Source organism: Paracoccus litorisediminis (genome assembly GCF_009711205.1).
Classification (GTDB): Bacteria; Pseudomonadota; Alphaproteobacteria; order Rhodobacterales; family Rhodobacteraceae; genus Paracoccus; species Paracoccus litorisediminis.
Window position 1 is genome coordinate 98,629 of the sequence record NZ_WMIG01000009.1, and the last position, 21,772, is coordinate 120,400.

The 21,772-nt window shown below is 59.5% G+C and carries 26 protein-coding genes and 1 tRNA gene; 10 read left to right on the plus strand and 17 right to left on the minus strand.

Going from position 1 to position 21,772, the window contains the following annotated elements; translation table 11 throughout:
- Nucleotides 1-16: 16 nt before the first annotated feature.
- The 15 genes from GL300_RS15725 to GL300_RS15795 all read right to left on the minus strand — a co-directional run bounded on the left by GL300_RS15725 (nucleotide 17) and on the right by GL300_RS15795 (nucleotide 13,034).
- The gene (locus GL300_RS15725) at nucleotides 17-2,041 is read right to left on the minus strand and encodes a phage terminase large subunit family protein (RefSeq protein ID WP_155040603.1); all 2,025 of its coding nucleotides are present in this window, start codon (nucleotides 2,039-2,041) and stop codon (nucleotides 17-19) included.
- The gene (locus tag GL300_RS15730) at nucleotides 2,038-2,553 is read right to left on the minus strand and encodes a terminase small subunit (RefSeq protein WP_155040604.1); all 516 of its coding nucleotides are present in this window, start codon (nucleotides 2,551-2,553) and stop codon (nucleotides 2,038-2,040) included. Before GL300_RS15730 ends, GL300_RS15725 begins: the two co-directional genes overlap by 4 nt.
- A 268-nt stretch (nucleotides 2,554-2,821) precedes the next feature.
- Nucleotides 2,822-3,364: a hypothetical protein gene (locus tag GL300_RS15735; protein ID WP_246195207.1), complete on the minus strand. Its 543-nt coding sequence runs from the start codon at nucleotides 3,362-3,364 to the stop codon at nucleotides 2,822-2,824.
- Nucleotides 3,365-3,366: 2 nt separating this feature from the next.
- Entirely contained in the window at nucleotides 3,367-4,113 is a 747-nt protein-coding gene (locus tag GL300_RS15740; RefSeq protein ID WP_155040605.1) for a peptidoglycan recognition protein family protein, read from the minus strand.
- 99 nt (nucleotides 4,114-4,212) lie between these two features.
- Nucleotides 4,213-4,581, minus strand: a complete 369-nt coding sequence (locus tag GL300_RS15745; protein WP_155040606.1) for a hypothetical protein — start codon at nucleotides 4,579-4,581, stop codon at nucleotides 4,213-4,215.
- Nucleotides 4,582-4,937: 356 nt separating this feature from the next.
- Nucleotides 4,938-5,459, minus strand: coding sequence for a hypothetical protein (locus GL300_RS15750; protein ID WP_155040607.1), 522 nt, complete (start codon nucleotides 5,457-5,459; stop codon nucleotides 4,938-4,940).
- Entirely contained in the window at nucleotides 5,459-5,818 is a 360-nt protein-coding gene (locus GL300_RS15755) for an STAS-like domain-containing protein (RefSeq protein WP_155040608.1), read from the minus strand. The genes GL300_RS15750 and GL300_RS15755 overlap by 1 nt, the downstream gene beginning before the upstream one ends.
- Nucleotides 5,785-6,702, minus strand: a complete 918-nt coding sequence (locus GL300_RS15760; protein ID WP_155040609.1) for an ATP-binding protein — start codon at nucleotides 6,700-6,702, stop codon at nucleotides 5,785-5,787. Before GL300_RS15760 ends, GL300_RS15755 begins: the two co-directional genes overlap by 34 nt.
- Before the next feature lie 663 nt (nucleotides 6,703-7,365).
- Nucleotides 7,366-9,069, minus strand: coding sequence for a Hint domain-containing protein (locus tag GL300_RS15765; protein ID WP_155040610.1), 1,704 nt, complete (start codon nucleotides 9,067-9,069; stop codon nucleotides 7,366-7,368).
- A gap of 774 nt (nucleotides 9,070-9,843) precedes the next feature.
- Nucleotides 9,844-10,227: a hypothetical protein gene (locus GL300_RS15770; RefSeq protein WP_155040611.1), complete on the minus strand. Its 384-nt coding sequence runs from the start codon at nucleotides 10,225-10,227 to the stop codon at nucleotides 9,844-9,846.
- Nucleotides 10,224-10,697, minus strand: coding sequence for a helix-turn-helix domain-containing protein (locus GL300_RS15775; protein WP_155040612.1), 474 nt, complete (start codon nucleotides 10,695-10,697; stop codon nucleotides 10,224-10,226). The genes GL300_RS15770 and GL300_RS15775 overlap by 4 nt, the downstream gene beginning before the upstream one ends.
- Nucleotides 10,687-11,154 carry a PDDEXK family nuclease gene (locus GL300_RS15780; RefSeq protein WP_170297689.1) on the minus strand — a complete coding sequence of 156 codons (468 nt, stop codon included), beginning with the start codon at nucleotides 11,152-11,154 and terminating at the stop codon, nucleotides 10,687-10,689. The genes GL300_RS15775 and GL300_RS15780 overlap by 11 nt, the downstream gene beginning before the upstream one ends.
- Nucleotides 11,147-11,404: a hypothetical protein gene (locus GL300_RS15785; RefSeq protein WP_155040614.1), complete on the minus strand. Its 258-nt coding sequence runs from the start codon at nucleotides 11,402-11,404 to the stop codon at nucleotides 11,147-11,149. The genes GL300_RS15780 and GL300_RS15785 overlap by 8 nt, the downstream gene beginning before the upstream one ends.
- A complete protein-coding gene (locus GL300_RS15790) occupies nucleotides 11,401-12,390 on the minus strand; it encodes a helix-turn-helix domain-containing protein (RefSeq protein ID WP_155040615.1) in 990 nt (329 codons plus the stop codon). Before GL300_RS15790 ends, GL300_RS15785 begins: the two co-directional genes overlap by 4 nt.
- Before the next feature lie 371 nt (nucleotides 12,391-12,761).
- The gene (locus GL300_RS15795) at nucleotides 12,762-13,034 is read right to left on the minus strand and encodes a hypothetical protein (RefSeq protein WP_155040616.1); all 273 of its coding nucleotides are present in this window, start codon (nucleotides 13,032-13,034) and stop codon (nucleotides 12,762-12,764) included.
- 55 nt (nucleotides 13,035-13,089) lie between these two features.
- Between GL300_RS15795 and GL300_RS26725 the strand changes: the two genes are divergently transcribed.
- From GL300_RS26725 to GL300_RS15835, 8 genes are all read left to right on the plus strand, one after another.
- Nucleotides 13,090-13,797, plus strand: a complete 708-nt coding sequence (locus GL300_RS26725) for a helix-turn-helix domain-containing protein (protein ID WP_246195208.1) — start codon at nucleotides 13,090-13,092, stop codon at nucleotides 13,795-13,797.
- A 601-nt stretch (nucleotides 13,798-14,398) separates the two neighbouring features.
- Nucleotides 14,399-14,722, plus strand: coding sequence for a hypothetical protein (locus tag GL300_RS15805; protein ID WP_155040617.1), 324 nt, complete (start codon nucleotides 14,399-14,401; stop codon nucleotides 14,720-14,722).
- Between the two features lie 136 nt (nucleotides 14,723-14,858).
- A complete protein-coding gene (locus tag GL300_RS15810) occupies nucleotides 14,859-15,017 on the plus strand; it encodes a hypothetical protein (protein ID WP_155040618.1) in 159 nt (52 codons plus the stop codon).
- Entirely contained in the window at nucleotides 15,014-15,211 is a 198-nt protein-coding gene (locus GL300_RS15815; RefSeq protein ID WP_155040619.1) for a hypothetical protein, read from the plus strand. Before GL300_RS15810 ends, GL300_RS15815 begins: the two co-directional genes overlap by 4 nt.
- A gap of 104 nt (nucleotides 15,212-15,315) precedes the next feature.
- Nucleotides 15,316-15,591, plus strand: a complete 276-nt coding sequence (locus GL300_RS15820; RefSeq protein ID WP_246195216.1) for a DUF2312 domain-containing protein — start codon at nucleotides 15,316-15,318, stop codon at nucleotides 15,589-15,591.
- Between the two features lies 1 nt (nucleotide 15,592).
- On the plus strand, nucleotides 15,593-15,793 hold the full coding sequence (locus GL300_RS15825) for a hypothetical protein (RefSeq protein WP_155040620.1): 201 nt from the start codon (nucleotides 15,593-15,595) through the stop codon (nucleotides 15,791-15,793).
- Nucleotides 15,790-16,821 (plus strand): tyrosine-type recombinase/integrase, encoded by a 1,032-nt coding sequence (locus tag GL300_RS15830; protein WP_155040621.1) that lies wholly within the window; start codon nucleotides 15,790-15,792, stop codon nucleotides 16,819-16,821. Before GL300_RS15825 ends, GL300_RS15830 begins: the two co-directional genes overlap by 4 nt.
- Nucleotides 16,822-16,883: 62 nt before the next feature.
- A complete protein-coding gene (locus GL300_RS15835; RefSeq protein ID WP_155040622.1) occupies nucleotides 16,884-18,428 on the plus strand; it encodes a hypothetical protein in 1,545 nt (514 codons plus the stop codon).
- Between the two features lie 63 nt (nucleotides 18,429-18,491).
- Here GL300_RS15835 and GL300_RS15840 read toward each other — a convergent pair whose 3' ends face one another.
- Nucleotides 18,492-18,947, minus strand: coding sequence for a putative periplasmic lipoprotein (locus tag GL300_RS15840; protein WP_155040623.1), 456 nt, complete (start codon nucleotides 18,945-18,947; stop codon nucleotides 18,492-18,494).
- A 432-nt stretch (nucleotides 18,948-19,379) separates the two neighbouring features.
- Here GL300_RS15840 and GL300_RS15845 point away from each other — a divergent pair.
- Together GL300_RS15845 and GL300_RS15850 are read left to right on the plus strand one after the other, a co-directional pair.
- Nucleotides 19,380-19,455: transfer RNA gene (locus tag GL300_RS15845), tRNA-Thr, on the plus strand.
- A 303-nt stretch (nucleotides 19,456-19,758) separates the two neighbouring features.
- Nucleotides 19,759-20,055, plus strand: a complete 297-nt coding sequence (locus GL300_RS15850) for a hypothetical protein (RefSeq protein ID WP_155040624.1) — start codon at nucleotides 19,759-19,761, stop codon at nucleotides 20,053-20,055.
- Nucleotides 20,056-20,097: 42 nt separating this feature from the next.
- Here GL300_RS15850 and GL300_RS15855 read toward each other — a convergent pair whose 3' ends face one another.
- Nucleotides 20,098-21,696: a GMC family oxidoreductase gene (locus tag GL300_RS15855; RefSeq protein ID WP_155040625.1), complete on the minus strand. Its 1,599-nt coding sequence runs from the start codon at nucleotides 21,694-21,696 to the stop codon at nucleotides 20,098-20,100.
- Between the last annotated feature and the right edge of the window lie 76 nt (nucleotides 21,697-21,772).

The window sequence follows — 21,772 nt, forward strand, 5'->3', positions numbered from 1 at the left end:
TCACACAGGCCACGCCTCACCATCCGTTTACCCACCCGCCGCCAGACCGGCGACGGCGCGTGCGCTGTCCACGCTTTGCAACAGACTGGGGTTTGGTGGGCTCTGGTTCCTCTGGCGGGATTTCAGTGCTGGCCGCCCGCGCGGCGGCGATCGCATCCAAGGCGTCTTTCAGCCTCACCGCTGTCTTGGCGATGGCCGCCATCGGTGGCGCAATCTCGGCCTCTTCGACCTCGAGCTTCTTGGCCAGGCGGGCGATGTTCGGGTTGAGGATCTTCAACGCGGCGGTGGCGTAGACCCGGCAGTCGAAGGCCTCATTGCGATCACGGGTCTTGTGCCACTCCCGCACCCCGAAACCGCGAATGGTCTTCGTCATCAGTTTTTCGGCAGTCATCTGCGCGAAGAATTCGGGATCCCGCGACATTGGAAAGTGACAATAGCCCGGCCCGGACCGCTGAATCCCAAGGCGGCGGGTGACAACCACCTTCGCCTCATCGACACCGACATTGAACAGATCGACCTTCCGCGCCCGCTTGCCGCTAGCCTTGCGCATGGGCGATGTCACGATTGGCTTGCCCCATCCAGGAACGCCTTTCACCGCAAAGAGGCGGCGGCCGGTCTTGCCACGAGCATATTCATAAGCTGCCTGTGTCATGCCGGCAGTGCCGCCGGTATCGAGACAGGCCGCGCCGATCGACAGCATCGCCCCGCTTTCATGCTGCCAGGTTTCTGAAAGGAGAGCATCGAGTTCGTCCCAAACCTCGCCCTGCAGTGGATCTCCCCAAAGCACCCGGTAATCGACCGACCAGCTCTCTTCGCCCAAGCCCCAGCCGACCACCTCGACCTCGAGGCGATCCTGCTGCATGTCGATGCCGGCGGTCAGGACAGCGGCCCCTGCGGGGACAGGAGCGGCGAATTCCTCGGCACGCGCCATCAGGGATCCCGCCTCGACCTGTTCGCCCTGCTCTTCCCAGGTCTCGGCCAGCGAGACGTTGGTGAAGGTCTGCAGATCGTTCGCCGCCTTCTTGTCGAGATAGGACTGGACGATTTCGCGCAGCTTTCTGAAGCAGGAGTAGAGCTCGTTCAGGTGATAGGACGCATGGCCGCGAAACGGCTTTGTCGCCTTCCAGCCCGCACCGAGCGCTTCCGCGTTCCGGATGGCCGCGACCCTTTCGCCGTCGGTCCAGCGCGACGCGCACCGGATCTCGCCGGTCTCGGGATCATGGTGGTCGCAGGCGTAACGCGCCGTTTCTGGTTGGTCCGTCCCATCTTCCTCTTTGTCCCAACGCACCCGCTCCCACCGCAGCACCTGGTGATGGCCGCAATGCGGACAGACAACATGGAAGCGACGTTGGTCGCCCTGAAGAAATGCCGCCTCGATCCGGCTCGTACCCTTGAAGGTCGGCGTCGAGATATCGAGCATCAGCCGCTGATCACCGAAGGTCGCCGCACGTTGCGCCAGCAACTCGACGGGGTCACCCTCTGCCGTGCGGTCATAACCATCGGTCTCATCGCAGACGATGAACGGTGCCGACCGGCCGCGCATGGTCTTCGGGGATCCGGCCCAGGAGAACATCATGAAGCCACCCGGATAGGATTTCATGCGCTGGTTATTCACCCCGTCGCGGCCTCGCGGCTTGGCGATCAGCTCCTGCAACCTCTCATTGGCATCGACGAGAGGATTGAATTTCGTCTCAAGCCAGGTGTGAAGGTCGCCCTGGCTTGGCTGCATCATGATCTGCGAGGTCGGATTCTGTTCGATGCGGTATCCCTGCGCGCAGAGCGCCAGCAAGGTCTTGCCCACCTGCGCCCCCCACATCAGCGAAACCCGGAAGCAATCCGGGTTCGCGGTCATGTTCAGCGGCTCTCTCTGGTAAGGGGCATTGTCGAAACGGATCGGACCCGGCACTGCGTTGCCGATCGGGATCACGACGCTGCTTTCGGCCCAGACACTGGGGGCCAGATCTGGCGGCGGTTCAAGGAAGCTCTGGGTCGAATAGACCGCGTCAACCACCGCTGCGCGGTTGCTGAACTGGATCGTCATTCGTCCTCGTCTTCCTCCTCGAGGTCATCTTCCTCGACCAGCGCGTCCTTCGACATCACAAGCAGGGCCTGATCGATCTCGGCCCGCAGGACATTCTTGATACGGCGCTCGTCGAGCTCGCCGACGATCATCCGCGGCACCCTGTCGGCGATGGTCCGCATGTTCGAACGCACACCTGCGAAAGCGATGGACAGCGCCCGGGTCAATTCCGTGACCGGTGCGACCTCGCGCTTTTCCCGGGCCAGCTTGAGCTCTGCCAGTTCGGTCTTGGCCGAAAGCTCGCGCCGCAGTAACTCGGTCTCGCTGGCGTCAGCAGTCGAAAGGAGGGAGGCCCTTTCCTCTTCGAGGAGCCATTCCTTCACGACAGCCGTGTTGAACTGATAGGCGCGACCACGGCCGCCTTTATTTTCAACCGGGCAACCACGCACCACCCAGCGATCGACAGTGGGAGGCGTTACTCCCATGACATCAGCGAGTTCCGCGCGGGACACCAGCTTGCCCTTACGGCTCATCCCTGACCCTCAAACATAAAGATAAAGCGCGGCTGGCACGGCCACGCACAAATGAGTTTTCGCGGGGAATGGCCCCCCGCATGGCGTGCCCCCCGCGAAAGGACCCGTGGCATGGGGGGTGTTGCGCGAATGCCACACAGAGCTGCCCCCGACGGCGCGCGGGCAGCGCGGGGCCATGCCCCCGTCCGACGATCGAGAGCCCGCCGACGGCAGGCACCGCACGACGGGAAAGCCTCGACCACAGAGGAAGGGTGTCCCTGTTCACAGATCAGGCCGCGACCGCGCGCTTCAGGGCCTCGGCCAGCTTGTCGACCACCACCTCCGAACTGCCCGTCCCCTTCTCTGCCGCGACCTGCTCGAGCTTGGCCTTGGCCAGATCGGTCAACACCTGAGTCGAGGGATTGAGACTGGCCATCGCGTCCGGCACGCTGCGGATCACATATCCCTTGATCAGGTTGATGGCGGCCGGTCCGGTCAGCTTCTGGGCCATGGCCAGCTGGGCTGCAGTATAGAGCGCCCAATGCAACGCCTCCCGGTGCCGGGCTTCGATCTCGATGCCAAATCGCTGCCGCAACATCAGAGCCAACCAGCCGATGAAGGCGGTCAGCACCGCGCCGATGAGTTCCGCCGAACTGGGAGCGATGACACTGATGATGGTATCGAACGGGCCAGCAGATGCCGACATCGCCGGAAGCAGCAGGAACACGATCAGAACTGCGCCGAAGTCGCGGACAATGCGATGAACAGGAGCAATCAGCGACAATCCCGCGATAACCCCGACGATCAGCGCCAGAGAAAGCAATAACGTCATGGTCAGTTCCACTTGAGGAGCGCGACCCATGTGGCCGCGGTGATGATGCCGGTGGCAGGCAGGCCCACGGCCTTCTGAAATGCGACCACAGCGGCCCGGGTGAGCCTGCCGAAATCGCCATCGATCCGGCCAAGCGCAAAGCCGAGCCGGCTGAGAATGGTTTGAGCGCGCGTGACCAGCTCGCCGACATCGCCGCGCTGGATGCTGGGCGGGGAACTGGACACCGCGGGCGTTTCGATCTGTGCCGGGGCCGCGCCCATCGCTGCGGCGATGCGGGCACGGATCTTGTCGCCGACATCGACCGGGTTGCCGGGCTTGGCCATGCCGGGCAGCCACGCGATATCCCACTTGCCGCGCTGTGAGATGCCAAGGGTCTGTTGCACCTCGGCATGGGACAGGATGGTCTGACGGGTCACGGGAATGCCGTAGCGCTTGCTGAGATTCGCGCAGAGCGCTGCCAGCGCCTCCACCTGAACCTCACCCAGCGGGTATGATCCGGTCTTGAATGGCGCTTCCTCGGCCCCGGCCATGCCCGCCAGCGCGACACCGATCGCAGCCGTGTTGCAGTTGTGCGTATGCGCGGCATAGCTGCCCTCGCGCAGCGCCCCGAGATTGTCCTCCGGGGCGTGATCGCCCTCACAGACGATGCCCGCGCCGTCGATAATGAAGTGGTAGTGCTGACGGTCGAGCGCGGAAACCGCGTTCCTCCCCGCCGTCCAGTGCATGATGATCCTTGCGATGCCTGACATTGCGCCTCCTAGAGCCAACCGATTGACAGCAAGGCGAGGAAGCAGAAGCCGACAAAGGCCCAGGTCTTCAGTTCTTCACGGATCCAGGCACGCACCCATTCAGGCATCGGACTGCCCACCCCCGGTGATGCGGCGCGTGCGCGCCTCGATCATGTCCAGGATCAGTTTGGCGATGCTCATGCCAGCGATACCGGCGGCAAATCCTGCCGCGCCACTCGCGTCCCCCTTGAGTGGCCCGAGATGGCTTTCGATCACCGCCAGCATCAGGGGCGCGGCATAGGTCGCCATCAACCAGCCCGCGACGACCGAAACGAAGAATTCGCGGATCCGGCGGCGTTCGGACATCAGCCAGCGAACAAAGCCGCCAGCTGCGCCCGCCACCGAGGCGCGCCATGCCTCGCCGGTCACCCATGCCCAAACGAGCGCGGCGATCACCAAGAGCTGGTCAGTCCAGTGTGGTCCGTTCATTCCTCAGCCTCGCGTCAATGACGGCAAGGTGAGGGATCAGAAAGCGTGGTTCCTCTGGCGGGATTTCATCTGTAGAGCCTGCAGCGAAATGCTACAAACCCACCAGCGATGAGAACTTACCTGTTGATCGTGCTTCGGCTGTAGCTCCTACTCACGTGTAGGACGACTGAAACAGTCTGTTTACGCCACAGAAATTTTTGGCGACCAGTTCAAAATTCCTAGGGATTGCCCTTCGGGAGTAGGATCATCCCCGCTGTCGAGTGGCGCAGCACCTGGATACCAATTAGCACCGTGTCAGAGAAGCACTGGCACCGGCCTATTTGACTTGGCTATAGATCCAACCATCTTCCAAAACCCTATGGCTTAAGGAATGTACTGTTGAAACTTTCCCAAGTTCCTTTAGCCAGATTAATGGAGTCTTCAATCAACATTGAGACAGAACTCAGATCGCATCTTATTTGGCGCAGCAGATCAACCAACTGAGCGTGAACGTTAGAAAGCTCGACAGCCTTAGGCAAGTCAGCTTGCCTCTTTGGATCGTCAAAATTCCCACCAGTGCAAGCTCTAAAGTACTCAGACACCAGCGACTCGTAGTGCGGCGATTTCTGAGAGGCCATGCGAGAAATAGCTGGATAGATTCTCATGAAGACCGTCAGGCCTGACAGGACTCTAATTTTCTTATCGTCCCCTTTCTCAGGATCTGACGGACTCGACCAGAAAGCTACAGCCGCCTCATGTAGCTTTTCCATGTCCTTTATGTGATCGCTGACTTGGGAAGCGCGATCGGAGATCGTCAACCTATAACGGACAGCAAGATATCCGGTAAGGAGGCCCGCCAAATAGATAAAGATACCATTGACATTGAGGCCCGTGAACATCAAGCCTCTCTTATATATTTTGATATCTCGTCAGAATAGAACTTCAAACTGGGGTCCTTGAACTCAATTACAATATATTTTTCCACATCACTGCGCTTGAAGCCACTTTCACGGACAAGTCCACCAAACGCCTCCTCAAGAAAGGAGGAGCCCAAAGTTATTAGCCCCTCAATATCAACGTAAATCCGCTCCGAGGTTCCAAGCACGGATTTCATTGCCGGAACAAGGTGAAGTTCTCTAAAAGATTGGCCAGTGTATTCACCGTCCCGCGGTGTGAACCTTCCGATAGGAAATGGGCTGAAATCTTTCGCAACATCTATCCGCATCATACTAGCTCTCTTGGCAAGCGGATTGTCCATTCAATCAGAGTTCCCTCAAGGCTTTCAGGCCAGTTCCCCATTCGAATCGGGCCTCGTTCTGGCCTGTGCCACCATCCTGCATTGCTGCGAACGGTCATGCTCCCACCGTGGTTCAATCTCCTGATCAGGGATCGCATCTGCGGAAGTCCTTTCCCTCGCTGTGGTTCCATAGTCTGTGAACGACCATACCTCATCGCCGCAGCGATGTAAGCGGCGTCCTTGCCTACCCCCCCCGAGTTCTTGGTTAAACGTTCGACGGCGAGGGTTACAATTTCTTTGAGTTCTAACTTTGGGTAGGTAACAGGGATACCTCGACCATGGTCCAAAAGCACGATTGTTAGCGACCCATCGCTCCGATCTGCGGATGCCGTAATCCATATTTTCTCCTCCGGACTGTAGTCGGCATCCGGGTCGTCATATGCATGGTGAAGAGTATTAGTAATTCCTTCGGAGATCGAAGTGAGTGTCTCCCGCACAACCTCTTTAGGAACGGAGGTTCCAGGATGAATAAATTCATAAAGCTCGGAGATATAACGTCCGATCAAAGGAAGCTTTATGTCATCGCGCCTACCAACTGAAATCACTTTGAGAATTTTTGAATTTGAGCTTTGATACACATGATGACTTCCGTCGGACGCCAGCCCCACAGCTTCAAAGAATCCGATGCCAAATAGCGTATCAAACGCCTCCTTTGACCACAAATCTAAGTTAACAGCAGGAGGGATTTTACCAGTAATTTCCTTTACCTTTTGATACTCAGATGCGATAATTACCGCTCCAGCAGTAGAGATATATTCCACGCCTGAAAAATCTAAGTACGACTTGATACGTGGCATTTTTCCTTCTTTGCGACGTATAAATTCAGTGTTCTTTCCCGCCTTCATAATATGGAAATTCTTTCGCATCATTCGCGCGAAAGACAACGTCTCTTCAGCATTCCGCTCCAAGCAAATAATTCGAGGCGCCTTTACGGGAGGTCGAATGCAGAATGCCTTTTCACTTTCCTGACCGGTCCAGAGATCTACTACACTAACCTGTCGCTGCTTGGCGGGTATCGACCAGTCATGCCCTTCTTTGTTTTTTCTAAATCTTCTGCGAATGAGCTTAACGCAACGCCGAATAGCGTATTGCCTCGCGCTGATACTAAGTTTCCTCAACCGTCACCCCTACACTCAGTATTATCGCCCTCTATTCCCTACCAGCCCGGACCGTAACGCACGATTCGAAGGCCGTTCCTATTTTTTTGTCTGATACACGTTTCCGCGTTCGCCGTGGAGGCTTGTGCGCAAGAGCAGTAAGTTGCTGCATTATCACCTTTGCCGAAACGCCGCGCTAAAGTAGTCGACTAAGCTGGACGCTTGCGAACGTCTAGTCGCTGATGCACCCGAAAGCATGTGACAGTCCGACCGAGAGATGAAGGCCGATTTGGGGCAGTCAGTTAAGTTCGGTCGTATAGCAATGACTGATTTGAGCGTATCCACTTGGGAAGAGTTCTAGCGCCGGGGCCCGCCTTTCGCCGAGCCCCGACCTGAAGTCACTTCGTTTTGTTACGCGGCCTTCGTGGCACCCGTCTGGGCGGTGATCAGGCGGGTCGAGTCACTACGAGGCAGGATGGCAGCATCCCCTGCCCGGCGCACCTGGACGAGTGCCATCTCATCGACGGACAACGCGCGCCCGGCTTGGAAGGAAAACGCCACGTTTCCGAACTCGACCTTCGCAAGGTCAGGACGGTGATGGCAGGCCAACGCCGTACCAAGTACCTCGCTGCCGAGCAGCACCTCCAGCAGCACCGGGTGATTGGGATGCACCTTGTCCCGCGCCCAACCATCGATCCTGCCGTTCGACTCGATGAGATCGACGTGGCCGTGCATTGGACCCGGGTTGGCGTAAAGTACCGGCGCGAGGATCTGGCCATCCTCGGCGCGCCGGACAGCTACGCGTTGGAGCTCGTCCATGGATAGGACCGCGTCACCACTGAACACAAAGCCCATCTGTCCTTTGCGGGCCTTACCCCTACGAGGGACACAGGCAATCGTGGTACCGATCACTTCCCCATCCAGTACCAGGTCCAACGCAAGCGGCTGTCCCGGGTTAGTGGTATCCATTGCCCAACCAGTCACGTGCGAAGGTGCGGCGAGCCCTTCGATGGTACCTTCCAGACGACCTGCGGGCGAGACTCGCTTCACACCTAGTGCAATACGGGCCGTCTGCTCGAGCGCGGCGAGATAGTCAGCGCCAGCAGTGGGACGCGGTGCGCACAGAACTGGAACGGCGGGGGCAACCTCATCGGGGAAGAGGACGCGATAGTCATGGGCGTTATCAAATCGATCCCGGAAGCTCCCACAGTCGGCAAAGGTTTCCGACCAGGCGCCTTCGGCAAGGACGAGGTCATGAACGCCAAGGTCGATTTGGTAATAGTCCCATTTCTTCCGCGCCTTCTCGCGCGTGATGGTGATCCCGTTCACTAGGTCAGCTGCAAGCACCAGAATTTCACCAACCAGCATCGAATGACCGGCCGACACCAACAGGGGTTCGCGCGGAACATTCTCAGCGATCGAGCCGCGGGCAAAGCGGATGGCTTCCTGGCCACGAGCTCGGAAGCCCGATAGTGCTTGCCGACCAATCCACTGGACGGGCCGCAAACCACCAAAGCGGCAAACTACCAGATCGCCTTCGCGCAAATCTTCCACTCGAACTTCGCCGCGCGAGGTCATTATACGCGTGCCGTAAAGGTAGCAGACAGCCATGTCATCGATGACGAACCCGCCGTTGGACTGGGAATCGACGACCTTGTTCTCGCCTGCCGTAAATCCACCATCGCTGGACAGGTAGACGTTGCCGTCGATCTCTCCGACCTGGTTGCCTTCGGAATCGAGGATGTAGAACGAGCCATTGAACTGGCTGACGTTGCCACTGACCTGATTGTCGGTATGCAACTCATTCTGATTAGGGTTCTGGGGCGAGAGCGTGTAGACGAGACTACCGTCGCCGTACACATCAATTTCCATGTACGTAACGGGAGTACCACTTGCGACGTAAGCGTCGTTGACGCCATCGCCGTCAAGATCCTCGTCCGTTACGATGTTGCTGTCGTCGATAGTGATATGCAGGACCGCATTGGATGAATCCAATCCTAGGCCTGCCAAGAAATCATCAATCGGAAGCGTATCGGCGGATACGACGTTATTGCCGTTTTCCTGCTGTATGGTTCCGGTCGCGACCGAGTCAGCGGATACTGTGAAGGTAGCCATTCCTGTAACTCCAGATACATGTGGCCATTTTCGCGAACCGGGCCGTTCGTTCTGAAATCTGAGCGCCGGATCGGAACGAGGCTACGGAAGATCAAGCTGCCGATGACGGCCGAAGACCTGGTCCGAAACAAAAAGCCTCAGGCAACGATTGGGGGTGCAGTGAAGAATCTTCTTGATGGGTAAACAATTACAACTGAACACAAGACTACGAGCGGAAGGCCAACACAGCCCCGCGGTAATCGCAACCCAAATTAGGCGGCTGTGTTTTTAGAACTTTTGTGACGTGCCAAAAAACGGCACCTGCCTGTTCGTCGCCAGTTCCTTTGCTTGAGGATCGCCGTCTTCCAAGGGGGGATGATGCTCTGGATGCAACCCAACGACTGACTTTGGTGCGACCAACTGCCACAGCCTGAATGCCGAAATCGTCCCGCGGAAACGACCATACATCGTACTCGATGCGCCCGTGTGCCAGTCGAAACGGGGAAAGGATGGCGAATCGCGTACGTGACTCAGTGCGGTTCTGTCGTCGGAGGGTGTCGAACCTCGCGTCTAGCAGCACTGTTCCTGAAAGGTACCGACCGGGCAGCGCGGCAGCACTGACCCGGTCGGCTTTGAAGCCCGCTCACAGGGCACTCATCCGGGAACATGAGACAAAATTCTGCGCCGATCAACCCCGATGAATACCCTTCAGCTTCTGCATCCGATCAAGCCTGGCTGGGGGAGTCCATGCACGGTTGCGAGCCATTTTTTTTCGGCTGCCGTGCTTTCCAGAGGTCAGTCGCTGCTGGCGTCTGCAAGCAGATAGAACACTTGCCGCGCCGAGATCTCGACTGCGTCGGCAATCGCGCTGATCGACCACCCCTCGTCTCGCAACCGCCGCACCTCACGGTTTCTGAACTCACGATGCAGGAAGTTGCAGTTGCTTGGCTGAAGGATCATCCCGCCGAATTCATCCACCAACCGATTGGCATCGTCCCAGCCGATCATTCGAACCAGAGGATGATCCGGGTTGACCCGCTTTGGCACATAGAGATTCACGCGCCATTTGCGGCTGCCCGAGCGTGGCAACTGCCCGATCAGGTACAGCGTGCGCTCCCGGCCGATCACGTCGGCGATCTCCTGTGCGCTCGGCGGCAAGGATTGAAGCAGCGCCATCATTGCTGCACCTCGCGCGCCGCGTCGGTGAGCTCATAGACCGCGACCACACGGTCCCCGCACGACACCACCATCCCGATTCTGAGCAATTCAGCTATGGCGCGCCTCGCCTCGTGTGTCGCCATAGCCGCGCGCCGAGCGTAATCGTCGATCGTCAGGGGTGACCAGCGCCCGCCGAGGCGCATGAATGGCATAAGCTTCGCCTTGGTCTCGGCATCGATGGGCGCGCGGGCGTCCAATTCCTCATTCCGCACCAGTGTGCGGATGACGCTTGTATGTGCCACGCCCAGCGCCTCCGAGATCGTGAGGTAGCTCGCCCGGGCGTGTCTGGCCCGTCGCATGGCCAGCCGGCGGGCATTAACTACGGTCCGTGCCCTGCCATTGCTGCAGATCAGATCGGCCTCGACGCCCGTCTCGACAGAAACGCCCCTGACGATCTCGCGTACATCATCGACGCTCGGCCTATTTCTCATGGCGCACTGTCCCTTCTGTTTTTGCCTGGTAGATGGGGCTGACACACCATTCGGCCAGCGCAGCGTCCACGTCGGCTACAGAGCGGACCACTGCCACAAGGCAGCCCAGCGCCCGCAGTTCGTGATGGAGCACCTTCTGGTCCGGATCCGGGTAATTGGCTGGTGCCTTCACCTCGAACAGCAAGGTAAGCGGACCAGGCAGAAGCACTTGTAGATCCGGCCATCCCTTAATGGTGCCCATGCTTTCGTTATGAGCGATCTGGCGCATGATTTGCTTGCCGCTAAGCCCTATTGAGTTGGGCGAGTGATGCACCTTGCCTGTAGGGAATAGCCTCCTCAGGTGATCAAGGATCTCCCGGTGAATTGGCCCTTCCCGATCGATGCGCTTTCCCGAGGCGCTGGGCATACCCGGGGCCTTGCCACTGGTGGGACGACGGATGCGCAGCAGCTTAGCCATTGGCGATCTCATCCAGTGCCCAGCGCAGAGCGGAAGATTGGTCGCGGGCGTCTGTACCCCTGCGAGACGATGCTGCAATCCATGCGGCCTCTATCTGCTCTGGGTGCCACATGACCTGCCGCAGGGTTTTGCCGCGTCCAGACGCGCCCTTCCTGATGATCTCTATGCCTCCACCGTCCAGCACGCGAACCGAGATGCTGCCGAAGGTCTTTTCCCGTTCTGCGCTGGGCGCTGCTTCTTGAGCGCTCATAGCTTCACCCCTGCGCGCCGCAGCTCGGCCTCGGTGACCATTCCCTGGGCCAGCATGTGGCGGGCAACACCTGGGCGGATGCCGGAGGCGGCGTAGCTCCACCCTTCCCTCACCGGCTTAACCCAGCCCAGCGCCACAGTGTCGAGTTCGGCGGTTGCATCTCCGGTCGGCTTGACATCCTCGGCGCCGGAGTGATCGCGCCAGCTGCCACGAGCCAACCAGTTTGCGGGCTTCATGGTAAAGCCGCATTCCACCTGCGGGCTTCGGGCATAGGCACTAGCGGCGGTGGTCAGGCGCTCGGCGTCAGCCTCCCCAGCAGCAAGCACGGCGTCGAAGGCCTTGCGGGCAGCATCCCGTTCGACGGGGTTCGGGAATATGTTCCAAAACTGGTTGAAGCTCTCGACCCGTTCGGCCTCACCGAGCAGCGGGTTTTCAGGGGATCGGCGATCAACCGATTTTGCACCCCTGCCCGCCTTGCGCGCCGCTGCGCGCCTTACTGGTTCTCTTAAAGGTTCCCTTACAGGGTTAGTGTCCAGATTCTGGACACGGCTTTTGCCATTTTCTGGACACGGCTCGGGCGATTTTCTGGACACGGCTCCATGTCCAGATTTTGGACACGGGTCGCCCAGGTATTCGCAATTCCCCTCGGAATGTTCCGCGTCTGTTCCGTGTCCAGAATCCGGACACGGATCAGCATCACCTTGGGCGAAGTCAGGCTCACAGGCCAATATGTAGCGGGTCGATTTTTGGCGCTTGGTCTTGGGATCGATGCGCGAAATGCGCCGGATGAGCCTCCGTTCCTCGAGGATAGCGAGGTGGCTATTCAACGAGGCGCGAGAGATCTCGACATCGTCGCAGAGAGTGTCCTGGCGGGGGAAGCAGCCGTAGTCTGGGTTATGACGGTCGGCTAGATGCCATAGCACCAGCTTGGTGGTCGGCTTGAGGCCGCGCTGCTTGATGGCCCAGTTGGTCGCGTCATGGCTCATGGCAGATCACCGATGGACGGATTCTTAGGGGGTCGGCGAGCGACTGCGCCCAGCGCCTGTCGGACATGGCAGGCATCTCGCTAAAATCTTTTGGTACGGTCACGATCGGATACCTGTTGAAATTGGTGGACGCGGCGGCGTCTTCGGGGAGGCACCGCCGCGCCCTTCTCATCGACGTGAACGGAGAAGAACCGTCGATGAATGGTTTGCCCTGCCGCTAATGCGGCTCTTGGCCGGGCCAGCCACAGGTTCCACGATCCCGGTTCTGTCATCGCGCCGAGGGCGGCCGGAATCGTGACGGGTTCAGTGAGGACAGGTCATGCTACCCCTCCCCGATCCCCGCCCCGGGCAACCTGAAAGCCCGAACTTCATCAGCGCCCCTGCATGATCTCAGCGTAGCGCGGAAGAGTCGCGACTGCGTGGTCGACAATATCGCCATAGGGGCGGCACAAGCCGTCGAACCAATTGCAGGACGTCTGGTAGGTGACGTCGAAATACACCGCGCACTGCTCGCGCGTAGAGAAGCTGGCGATCATGAGCAGCGACCAACGGCGCAGGAACGCATCACGGTCAATGGCATGGACATGGCCACGCCGCGCAACCGACGCCGATCGCCTGCGGTCAAATATCCTTTCTTGGGACATTTGGTCTGGGGAGTATGAAGCTCGACGAAATTCAGGTGTTCTGTGAGGTTGGGACATGATGGATCTCGGATTTTGGGACCGCTTGTGCAGTCGGTTGAAAGGAACCAGACGTGCTCCCGCCACCTCTCCCCACGAAAGAAAACAGGTGTCGGGGGCAGTCGAGACCAGCCTCCAGACACATGCGCTCGATCACATCGAACCAGCGCGCCGAAAAGCACCCGTCGGACACAGCATTACTGACTGCTGTAACGCGGACGCCAATCCTCGCAGCAATTCGGCGACGGCCGAGAGCTTCACAAATCGAAGATACGGTGGTGGAAAACGACTGATCCATGAAGGCAAGCTGCGTCAGATTTTCTGGCGCGTCAAGATTCAGGCCACTCGTAATTCACAAATTCTGAACCCAAGCGATAATGCCGGAATGGATATTGAGACCAAAACCAGACTTGCCCACCTCAACGACATGGGTCTTGCGGCCACAGCTATAAGGCTACGCGCGGCCTTCCTGGTCACCGGCTTAGGTCAACTGAAGGAATTAGCACGGGCCGCGAACATCTCGCGGACCGTCTTGAGCAATGCACTTTCGGGGTCAACCTACCCCAACCGGGAGGTTATGAAATACCTCTACCGAACCCATCGAATTGACTTCAACTTCATCATGAACGGCGACTTTTCCCAACTGCCAGGCGACGTGCAAGACCGGCTATTCCCAGCACTCGAAGTCGCAAAAAATGAATGGGATCAAAGAGAAAACTCAGACTAACGCCGCACCTCACTGCGAGGCGCGCCAACGTATGAAAAAATCCAGACATGCACTCTCCAATTGACGTAACGGAAGGCATGTAAGGAGCTCGCGTTCACCCAACCTCCCGTTAAGTTCAGCAGAACCTTGCCAGGCGATCCCCGTGGCGCGCGAAGAGCAGGCCCCAACAACAACCCCAACGGGCAAGAGCAAACTTACCGCGCTGGCGCGATGCGGAGCGGTGTAATGCGCACCAATGTGTGCCTGCATCTAACAAATTCTCGAAATTCGGAAGACATCAATCGCCCCGCACTGGAGTGTGGTACCGCCTCGCATCGGAATTTATAATTCATTTTTTCTGACACACGACAATTGACAATTCAGATTTACTGACACAGCTTGAGGCCATCCGTAACCCTTGGATGGAGCTCAACATGCAGACCCATTCGCTACCCCACACCGCGCGCGCCGTTATTGAGGCACGTCAGGTTATCTCTGATCCAAACATCGCCGCCTCCATGCCCAGGGTCTTCCGCCAGGAAGCTTGGGATATTGCGCTGCTAGACTTTGCTACGACCCAGCGCATGCGCCGTCGCATAGCCCGCTCATGGGGGCATCGCTGATGGACAACTCTTACCCAAACCTGAAACAAGGCCAGTCGGAACAGGCCGACCAGCGCGCCCACCGACATCGTCGCGATGATCTTATACGCATCCTCGGCGTGCCCGAGGCCCGTCAGGTCAACTCACCAGAGGAACAGGCCCCCCTGCCCAGCGCCTGGGCATGGGTTTTCGTTTGGATCGGGGTCGTCTCCCTCGTCGCTGCAGGGTTCGGGCTGGGCTGGCTCATCGGCCGTATCGATTTCCTCGCCCTACTCGACCTTCTGGCCCCAACTGCGGCTCAGGTCCGCGATACGGGTTGGATAGCGATCTCCGAACGACTGTGATGGCTGCCACCGTTGGCCGGGTCCTTTTCGTCGCACCGATCCGCGTAGGAAGGCTGGGCCGGACGCCGCGCCGTGATGCTTTGGTGTGCCGCCCCGCGCGGGCGGCCATCCCAAGCGCCAACTCTTGGAGAATATGATGACCGACGATGGCATGGCCCGCGCCAAGCGGGCGATCACCGCGATTTTCGATGACGCCACCGTCCCCTTGGACGTGACCCGCGAACGGCTCGAAGAGCTGAAGGAAGATATCGACGCGCTGCTCGCAAGGATCGAGGATGTGAGGATCACAGCATGACCATCACCCGCCAAGACGCTGGCCACGGTCCCGGTGTCGTCTACCGCGGCATTGAAATCCGTCGCTTCGACGTGCCCTGCACACCCTGGGTTTGGACCCATTGCGAAGCCGACGCCTGCGGCTCGGCCGAGACGCTGGAGGAAGCACAGGAACAAATCGACAAGCACCTTGCCGCGCGGGAAGTGGCAGCATGACCAGGGAAACCACTATCAGCCTGAAAGTCGGTGGTATCGAAACTGGCCCCGTGAATCTCGACACGATGCGAGAGGCCCTGGATAAGGTCCGCGGGACTCCACCGATGAAGAACGACCCTGACTTCCGAAAGCACAATCAGCACGTCTATGGCGTCGCTGCGGAAGAGTTGCGCCAATTCATCGAACAGTTCGAGCAGCTGGAGGCCGAGAGAAAAGACGCCGCCCAGCGCCAGAAGGAGGTGATGGCCGAAGCCAAAGCTCGCGGCTACGACACCAAGGTCATGAAAAAGGTCATCGCGCTGCGCAAGCGCGATCCGGATGACATCGCCGAGGAAGAGGCGATCCTCGAAATGTACAAAGCTGCGCTAGGGATGGTTTGACATGTCCCGCGCATTGGAACCCATTTTTGCCCGCGAAACTACGGCGGCAAAGCTCCTCGACATGACCCGGGGCGAGTTCGTCACACTGGTTCAATCGGGTGCCCTCCCCCCGCCGGTCTTGCATGATCGCTGGGACGTCGCGGAACTGCAGGCGATCATGCGCGGTACAAAGATGAGGCCTTCCGAGGAGTTCGACCTGTGAGAAAAGAGCGTAAGCCTTACATCACAGCCAAAACAAAGGGCGACAAGACCCGCTGGTACTTCCGCCTGACCTGGGTTGAGGCGGGGAAACGCCGCGAACGATTTATTGCCCTGCCAGATGATCCCGACAGCGCTGAGTTCGATCGCGCCTACTGGTCGATCAGATCCGGTCAAAGCGAACAGGTGAAGGCCCCGGCAAGGCAGACATGGCGACAGCTGGCCACGGCCTATCGAGGCAGCGCCAAGTTCAAGAAACTCGCCCCACGGACACAAAAATCCTACACCGACACGATCGAGTGGATATTGGAAACCAATGCCGACAAATCGGTGACGACACTTTCGCGGCAGAAGCTTCGCGAGTTGCACATGAAATATGCCAGCACACCTCGCAAGGCTGACATGCTGGTGCAGATCGTCTCGATTCTGACCAATTTTGCCCGGAAGCAAATGGACTGGACGATCGATAACCCGGCAGAGGGATTGGATCTATACGGCAAGCAGCGTGAATATGAACCGTGGCCTGACTGGATGGTCAAAGCCCTGAACGATGCGCCCCTGGTCGTCCGCAGCGCGGCAGAGTTGATCCTCGGGACGGGCCAGCGGCCGGCGGCGGCCATCGCCATGCGTCGCGACCAGTTTAACGGCGAATGGATGACCGTCACCGATGAAAAGGGCGACGAAACCTATGAGATCTTTTGCCCTGTCGTGCTGCGCCGCTATCTGGACACGCTGCCAGTTGGAGGCGCGCACATCCTTGCACGCAACCTGACTCAGCCCATGCGCTATGACAGCGTTGAAAAGCAGTTCCGGGCTTGGCGTGAGAGCTTAGGTGAGAGCGCCAAGCCTTATTCAATGCATGGGCTGCGAAAGCTCGCCATCGTCCGCTTGGCCGAGGCTGAATGTACCGATGCACAGATCCAGGCGATCACCAACCAAAGTCCGCAGACAGTGGCCTACTATAGGAAACGTGCAAGCCGGAAGAAGCTGTCCCGCTCGGCATGGAGCGGCCCGGGAACGCAAGAGCGATAGCTATGGGTTGCGCTTGTTTAGCGCTGGCGCGATGTTCTCTCCAGCGAAGTGAGAGACGACAAATGACGCCCGGAACCGAGATTACCTTTTTCCGCAATCACCTCATTATCGGCTGCGACGCCGGCCCCGGCGACAGGCTCATCGTCCGTATCGCCGGACAAACATTCTCCTCTCCCCCAGTATCCGACGGACACCGGGCTATCGTTTCCATCGACTACGCCCCACTTTACGACGCGGACGCACTTCCCCACGAGCTCGAGCTCGCCTCCCCTGCGGCCACGGTCCGGCTACCCCAACTGGATGCCCTATCCCTCGTCGATATCCGCAGTAAGGCCGAGTTTGATAACCGAGTGCAGGGCCCGGCCAGCCGCCAGCTCCACGACGAGGCCGCTCGCTTCTGCTGTCGCCGCGCAATCCGTAGACATTCGGACAACTATCCTCTGCAGGCAGCGGCGGCCTGCGTTCTGGGATATCGCATCCTTGAGGCACTAGATCCGGACGACACCGACATCGCCGAAGTGCGCAATGCGGGCCTTGCGATAATTCGCGAGACCCCGGCGGGCGAGGACGGCATCCGTTGGCGCAGCTCTGTCGGCACCATGTTGGGCTATTTGGGGATCCTGCTGCAGGACCCCGACCTTTCGCAGGAGGCGCTCAGCGCGGCGCTGGAGCATCGCGATGCCGGTAGACTGCGTACCCCTAACTATGCCCGCGGCGAGATCCTGCTCGCCGCGCTTTCCCTCATGCAAGAGCGCAAGGGCGAGGCGCTTGAGCTCCTGCGCGACATCGAGGATGCCTTTCGAGGCGGGGTGGCAGGCAGCCGGATCGAGATCCCGTCGCAGGGCTACTATGCTTGTACCGAGATCCACGCCTCACTGTTCGCGGTGCGCGCCGCGTTCGACCTGCGTCGTGCAATTGCCGCAATTCCGAACGGCGTTTCGCCAGAGACCGTAACGCTCAACTTCAACTTCTCCGGGCTATCGCCAATCCTCCGGGCACTCACCGACGAGGGTCATTTCCGCGCCTGGCTCAAAGCCGCCTCGGCGACGAAATTGCGCCGGGTTCGCCCTCCGAGCGAGGTTCACGGGTTCCGCAAACGTTCGGGAGCACTGTTGGCAAACGTCTGGAGCGCCGTCGAGAACAATGCCCCGTCAGTCAACTCAGATTGGCCAGTCGAGCTTGACGCCCTGACCAAATGGAGCGTGGCCCTCGCCTCGGCCGGGAATTTCTCCTGGTCTGGGTTACTCGACCTTGCCGAATCTCGATATTGGCTAGGCCTTAAGATGGCTCACGAACGCTCACCCGAAGCGTCGCGGGTGCTCGCGGGAGCGGCCCCTTGGGCCAAGCGCGTGTTTTCCACCGTCCCATTTGCTGAGCGGGCAGATTTCGCACGCATGGAGGCGATTATGTCGCTGGTGATGAGCAGCTATCTTGTCGAGCACAGCCTGTTGAACCCACTTCCAGCCTATGCCGACCGGGCCGAGTTCACGAGGCTGGCTACGCACCACGGGCGCAGTGCGTTCAAGGGCGAAGAGGGCAAGGCCAAGCTGGTCACGTCGCTGGTGAAGGCTTGCGGAGATGCTGATCGGGACAGGCGCATATCGTGACCGCGGAAACGCGCTAAGGGAGCGCCTCCTCAGCGCTCCCACGAGTTGCACACTCTACCAAGATCAGAGCGCGATCATGCCCTTCTTGCCGCTTACCAACTCGTAGGTGATTTGGGTTTGGCCCGGCGTGAAGGCCTGCTGACGGTAATTAAGGTTGGTGTAGGTCGCGGTTCCGCTGTCGCCATTGTCACAGGTGACGGGAACCTGGATGCTCGCCTGCTTGGATGCCATATAGGCCTTCTGGTCGAAAACGGCCGTACAGGTGTAACCAGCCCTCGACGTCATGGTGATTGTGTGGGCGCCATTCTCCGGCACAACGGTCATGCGTGCCGTCAATGGCTGCGCGTCGTCAATCGCGCTAGTTCCAGTGTCGCTACTTGCACAGGCTCCGACCAGTACGGTCAGCGCTAAGACTACTGTCATCCGCTTCATTACAACCTCCTGAAGAACTTGTGTTACCGTTTCAGACATCAGAGATTCGAGCAAGGCACTCTCAATGCGCGCAACAAACCAGCGCATTCCATCCATTCCGAATTAAATGCCACCCGTCCCCGCTAAAACATCAGTGGCACGCTACCCGCGGTGGTCGCGATCATTACTCCCCATTCGCATTTATTCTGGGCCGCACTAGTATAAAAACCCTGGCACGAGTTTCCCCCCAAAAGGGTCCAAATCAACCCGTCATGCACTTGCGCGCTGACCACCTCAACAGACCAGCTGACGTCCCTAACCAGTGCCGCGTGCCTCTCCGTTAACCATTGGGACAAAACACAAACAAAACGGGAACGTGGGAACCGTTTTGGGAACCGTCAGTGCAACCAACCGTCTGCAGTCCCTCTCCGAGCAACTAGGCGTCCCCATGCACATCTTCGTCAAGGTCGCGATTGCTCTGAAAAATCAGGATATTATACGCTTGCAGGCGCGGCGGCGACGGTCTAAATCTAGCGCCGGGCCGGTTTAGCTCAGCTGGTAGAGCAGCTGATTTGTAATCAGAAGGTCGCGGGTTCGATTCCTGCAACCGGCACCATATCTCAGATTTTTATCCAAGTTATGATCCGGTTACACGACTAACCTGATGTCGTGCGCTGAGTGATTTCACACGCACCCAGGTGCATCAGGGGATAGGCCGGGGAAGCCTGTCCGTGCCGGTTCGCAAGGCCACATCCCAACCGCTTCGGATACGCATTGTACCGCCACGCACTGGCGCTGCACTGCGCCCCACCAGGACCTGTCCAAGCGATTTTTGTATAATAAAACCGAATTAGGATTTAGCCTCTGCGCACGGGAATATCACACGAATCTCTCATCTTATGGAATAAGGGACAGAACGATGGATATAGCCTCAATCATCGCGCAGATACTCGGCGGGGCCGCAGGCGGCACGGCCGGATCGAAGATCGTCAAGGGCTCGGATCTTGGGCCACTTGGCAACCTTGTCGCGGGAGCGCTTGGTGGCATCGGCGGCGGCAATATTCTGGGCTCGCTGCTGGGTTCAGGGGCCACGGCAGCGGCGGCCAGTGGACTTGATATCGGCGCGCTGGCCAGTCAGCTTGTCGGCGGCGGTGTCGGCGGGCTGGTCCTGCAGGTCGTCGTCGGTCTGGTCAAGAACAAGCTTCTGGCCAAGTAAGCTTCGCATCGCATGGCACCGGTTCATCGCGTGCCATGCAACCTACCCCGCCGCGTCCTCAAGCATCATGCGCGCGGCCTTTTCCGCAATCATCAGCGTGGGTGAATTGGTATTGCCGCTGGTGATCGACGGCATCACCGAGGCATCAGCGATCCGCAACCGCCCCAAGCCACGGAACCGCAGCCGGGGATCAACGACCGCATCCGGATCCGCACCCATGCGGCAGGTCCCGACCGGGTGAAAGATGGTCGTGCCGATCTCGGCAGCGGCGCTGACCAGCTCCTCGGGGCTGTCAAAGGCCGGGCCGGGGCGGAACTCCTGCGGGTTCAGGCGCGCAAAGCTGGGCTGCGCGACAATGTGTCGGGTCAGGCGGATCGCGCGAACGGCAACCTCGCGGTCGGCCTCGGTTGCCAGATAGTTCGGGCGGATCGCGGGATGGGCGCGCGGATCGGGGCCAGTGACATGGACCGAGCCGCGACTTTCGGGCCTCAGGTTGCAGACCGAGGCCGTCATCGCGGGAAACGCATGCAGCGGATCACCGAACTTGTCCAGACTGACCGGCTGGACGTGGTATTCCAGATCGGGGGTCTCCTTCTCGGGTCCCGAACGGGTGAATATCCCGACCTGACTGGGCGCCATCGACATCGGACCGGAGCGCCGCCAGGCATATTCCAGCGCAATCGCCGCCTTGCCGCGCAGGGTCGAGGTGCGCTCATTCAGCGTCGGCACGCCGCTGACCTTGTAGACCATTTGCAATTGCAGATGATCCTGCAAGTTCTCACCGACCTCATGCACCGCATGCCGCACCGGAATACCCGCCGCGCGCAGTACTTCGGGGTTTCCAATCCCCGACAGTTCCAGCAGATGCGGAGAGCCGATGGCCCCGGCCGACAGCACCGTTTCCCGCGTGGCGCGGGCCTCTTGCAAATGTCCGAGGTGGCGAAAGACGACGCCACGGACCTCGCCTTCCTCGACGATCAGGCGCTCGGCTTGTGCGCCGGTCAGGATGCGCAGGTTCGGACGGTTCTGTACCGGACGCAGAAACGCCTTGGAGCTGTTCCAGCGGATGCCCGCGCGCTGGTTCACGTCGAAATAGCCGCCGCCTTCATTATTGCCGGTGTTGAAGTCCTCGACGCGGGGGATGCCTGCCTGTTCGGCGGCGTCCAGAAAGGCGTCCAGCACCGCCCAGCGGACGCGGGCCTTTTCCACCCGCCATTCGCCGCCCGCGCCATGCAGATCGCTGGCGCCGCGATGGGAATCCTCTTGCGCCTTGAACAGCGGCAGCACGTCGTCCCAACCCCAACCGGTGCAGCCCATCTGCCGCCATTGGTCATAATCCCGCGCCTGCCCGCGCATATAGATCATGCCGTTGATCGAGGAGCAGCCTCCCAGCACCCGGCCGCGCGGATAAAGCAGCGATCGCCCGTTCAGACCCGGTTCGGGTTCGGTGCGAAAGCCCCAATCGGTGCGGGGATTGCCGATGCAGTAAAGATAGCCGACCGGGATATGTATCCAGTGGTAATTGTCGCGGCCGCCCGCCTCCAGCAGCAGGACGCGGGTGCGGGGGTCGGCGGACAGGCGGTTGGCCAGAACGCAGCCGGCGCTGCCCGCGCCGATGATGATGTAATCGTAGCTGTCCATCCCTGCCCCCGCCCTTATGGGCGTCAGGATGAAAGCGAAGCGGCCCCGGCGCAAGGTCCGGGGCCGCAAAGTTTCA

What these genes read in the sequence shown, in the direction of transcription:
- GL300_RS15725 (WP_155040603.1), bottom strand. Translation starts at nt 2,041, where the DNA reads ATGACGATCCAGTTCAGCAACCGCGCAGCGGTGGTTGACGCGGTCTAT.
- GL300_RS15730 (WP_155040604.1), bottom strand. Translation starts at nt 2,553, where the DNA reads ATGAGCCGTAAGGGCAAGCTGGTGTCCCGCGCGGAACTCGCTGATGTC.
- GL300_RS15735 (WP_246195207.1), bottom strand. Translation starts at nt 3,364, where the DNA reads ATGACGTTATTGCTTTCTCTGGCGCTGATCGTCGGGGTTATCGCGGGA.
- GL300_RS15740 (WP_155040605.1), bottom strand. Translation starts at nt 4,113, where the DNA reads ATGTCAGGCATCGCAAGGATCATCATGCACTGGACGGCGGGGAGGAAC.
- GL300_RS15745 (WP_155040606.1), bottom strand. Translation starts at nt 4,581, where the DNA reads ATGAACGGACCACACTGGACTGACCAGCTCTTGGTGATCGCCGCGCTC.
- GL300_RS15750 (WP_155040607.1), bottom strand. Translation starts at nt 5,459, where the DNA reads ATGTTCACGGGCCTCAATGTCAATGGTATCTTTATCTATTTGGCGGGC.
- GL300_RS15755 (WP_155040608.1), bottom strand. Translation starts at nt 5,818, where the DNA reads ATGGACAATCCGCTTGCCAAGAGAGCTAGTATGATGCGGATAGATGTT.
- GL300_RS15760 (WP_155040609.1), bottom strand. Translation starts at nt 6,702, where the DNA reads ATGAAGGCGGGAAAGAACACTGAATTTATACGTCGCAAAGAAGGAAAA.
- GL300_RS15765 (WP_155040610.1), bottom strand. Translation starts at nt 9,069, where the DNA reads ATGGCTACCTTCACAGTATCCGCTGACTCGGTCGCGACCGGAACCATA.
- GL300_RS15770 (WP_155040611.1), bottom strand. Translation starts at nt 10,227, where the DNA reads ATGATGGCGCTGCTTCAATCCTTGCCGCCGAGCGCACAGGAGATCGCC.
- GL300_RS15775 (WP_155040612.1), bottom strand. Translation starts at nt 10,697, where the DNA reads ATGAGAAATAGGCCGAGCGTCGATGATGTACGCGAGATCGTCAGGGGC.
- GL300_RS15780 (WP_170297689.1), bottom strand. Translation starts at nt 11,154, where the DNA reads ATGGCTAAGCTGCTGCGCATCCGTCGTCCCACCAGTGGCAAGGCCCCG.
- GL300_RS15785 (WP_155040614.1), bottom strand. Translation starts at nt 11,404, where the DNA reads ATGAGCGCTCAAGAAGCAGCGCCCAGCGCAGAACGGGAAAAGACCTTC.
- GL300_RS15790 (WP_155040615.1), bottom strand. Translation starts at nt 12,390, where the DNA reads ATGAGCCATGACGCGACCAACTGGGCCATCAAGCAGCGCGGCCTCAAG.
- GL300_RS15795 (WP_155040616.1), bottom strand. Translation starts at nt 13,034, where the DNA reads ATGTCCCAAGAAAGGATATTTGACCGCAGGCGATCGGCGTCGGTTGCG.
- GL300_RS26725 (WP_246195208.1), top strand. Translation starts at nt 13,090, where the DNA reads ATGATGGATCTCGGATTTTGGGACCGCTTGTGCAGTCGGTTGAAAGGA.
- GL300_RS15805 (WP_155040617.1), top strand. Translation starts at nt 14,399, where the DNA reads ATGGACAACTCTTACCCAAACCTGAAACAAGGCCAGTCGGAACAGGCC.
- GL300_RS15810 (WP_155040618.1), top strand. Translation starts at nt 14,859, where the DNA reads ATGACCGACGATGGCATGGCCCGCGCCAAGCGGGCGATCACCGCGATT.
- GL300_RS15815 (WP_155040619.1), top strand. Translation starts at nt 15,014, where the DNA reads ATGACCATCACCCGCCAAGACGCTGGCCACGGTCCCGGTGTCGTCTAC.
- GL300_RS15820 (WP_246195216.1), top strand. Translation starts at nt 15,316, where the DNA reads ATGAAGAACGACCCTGACTTCCGAAAGCACAATCAGCACGTCTATGGC.
- GL300_RS15825 (WP_155040620.1), top strand. Translation starts at nt 15,593, where the DNA reads ATGTCCCGCGCATTGGAACCCATTTTTGCCCGCGAAACTACGGCGGCA.
- GL300_RS15835 (WP_155040622.1), top strand. Translation starts at nt 16,884, where the DNA reads ATGACGCCCGGAACCGAGATTACCTTTTTCCGCAATCACCTCATTATC.
- GL300_RS15840 (WP_155040623.1), bottom strand. Translation starts at nt 18,947, where the DNA reads ATGCGCTGGTTTGTTGCGCGCATTGAGAGTGCCTTGCTCGAATCTCTG.
- GL300_RS15850 (WP_155040624.1), top strand. Translation starts at nt 19,759, where the DNA reads ATGGATATAGCCTCAATCATCGCGCAGATACTCGGCGGGGCCGCAGGC.
- GL300_RS15855 (WP_155040625.1), bottom strand. Translation starts at nt 21,696, where the DNA reads ATGGACAGCTACGATTACATCATCATCGGCGCGGGCAGCGCCGGCTGC.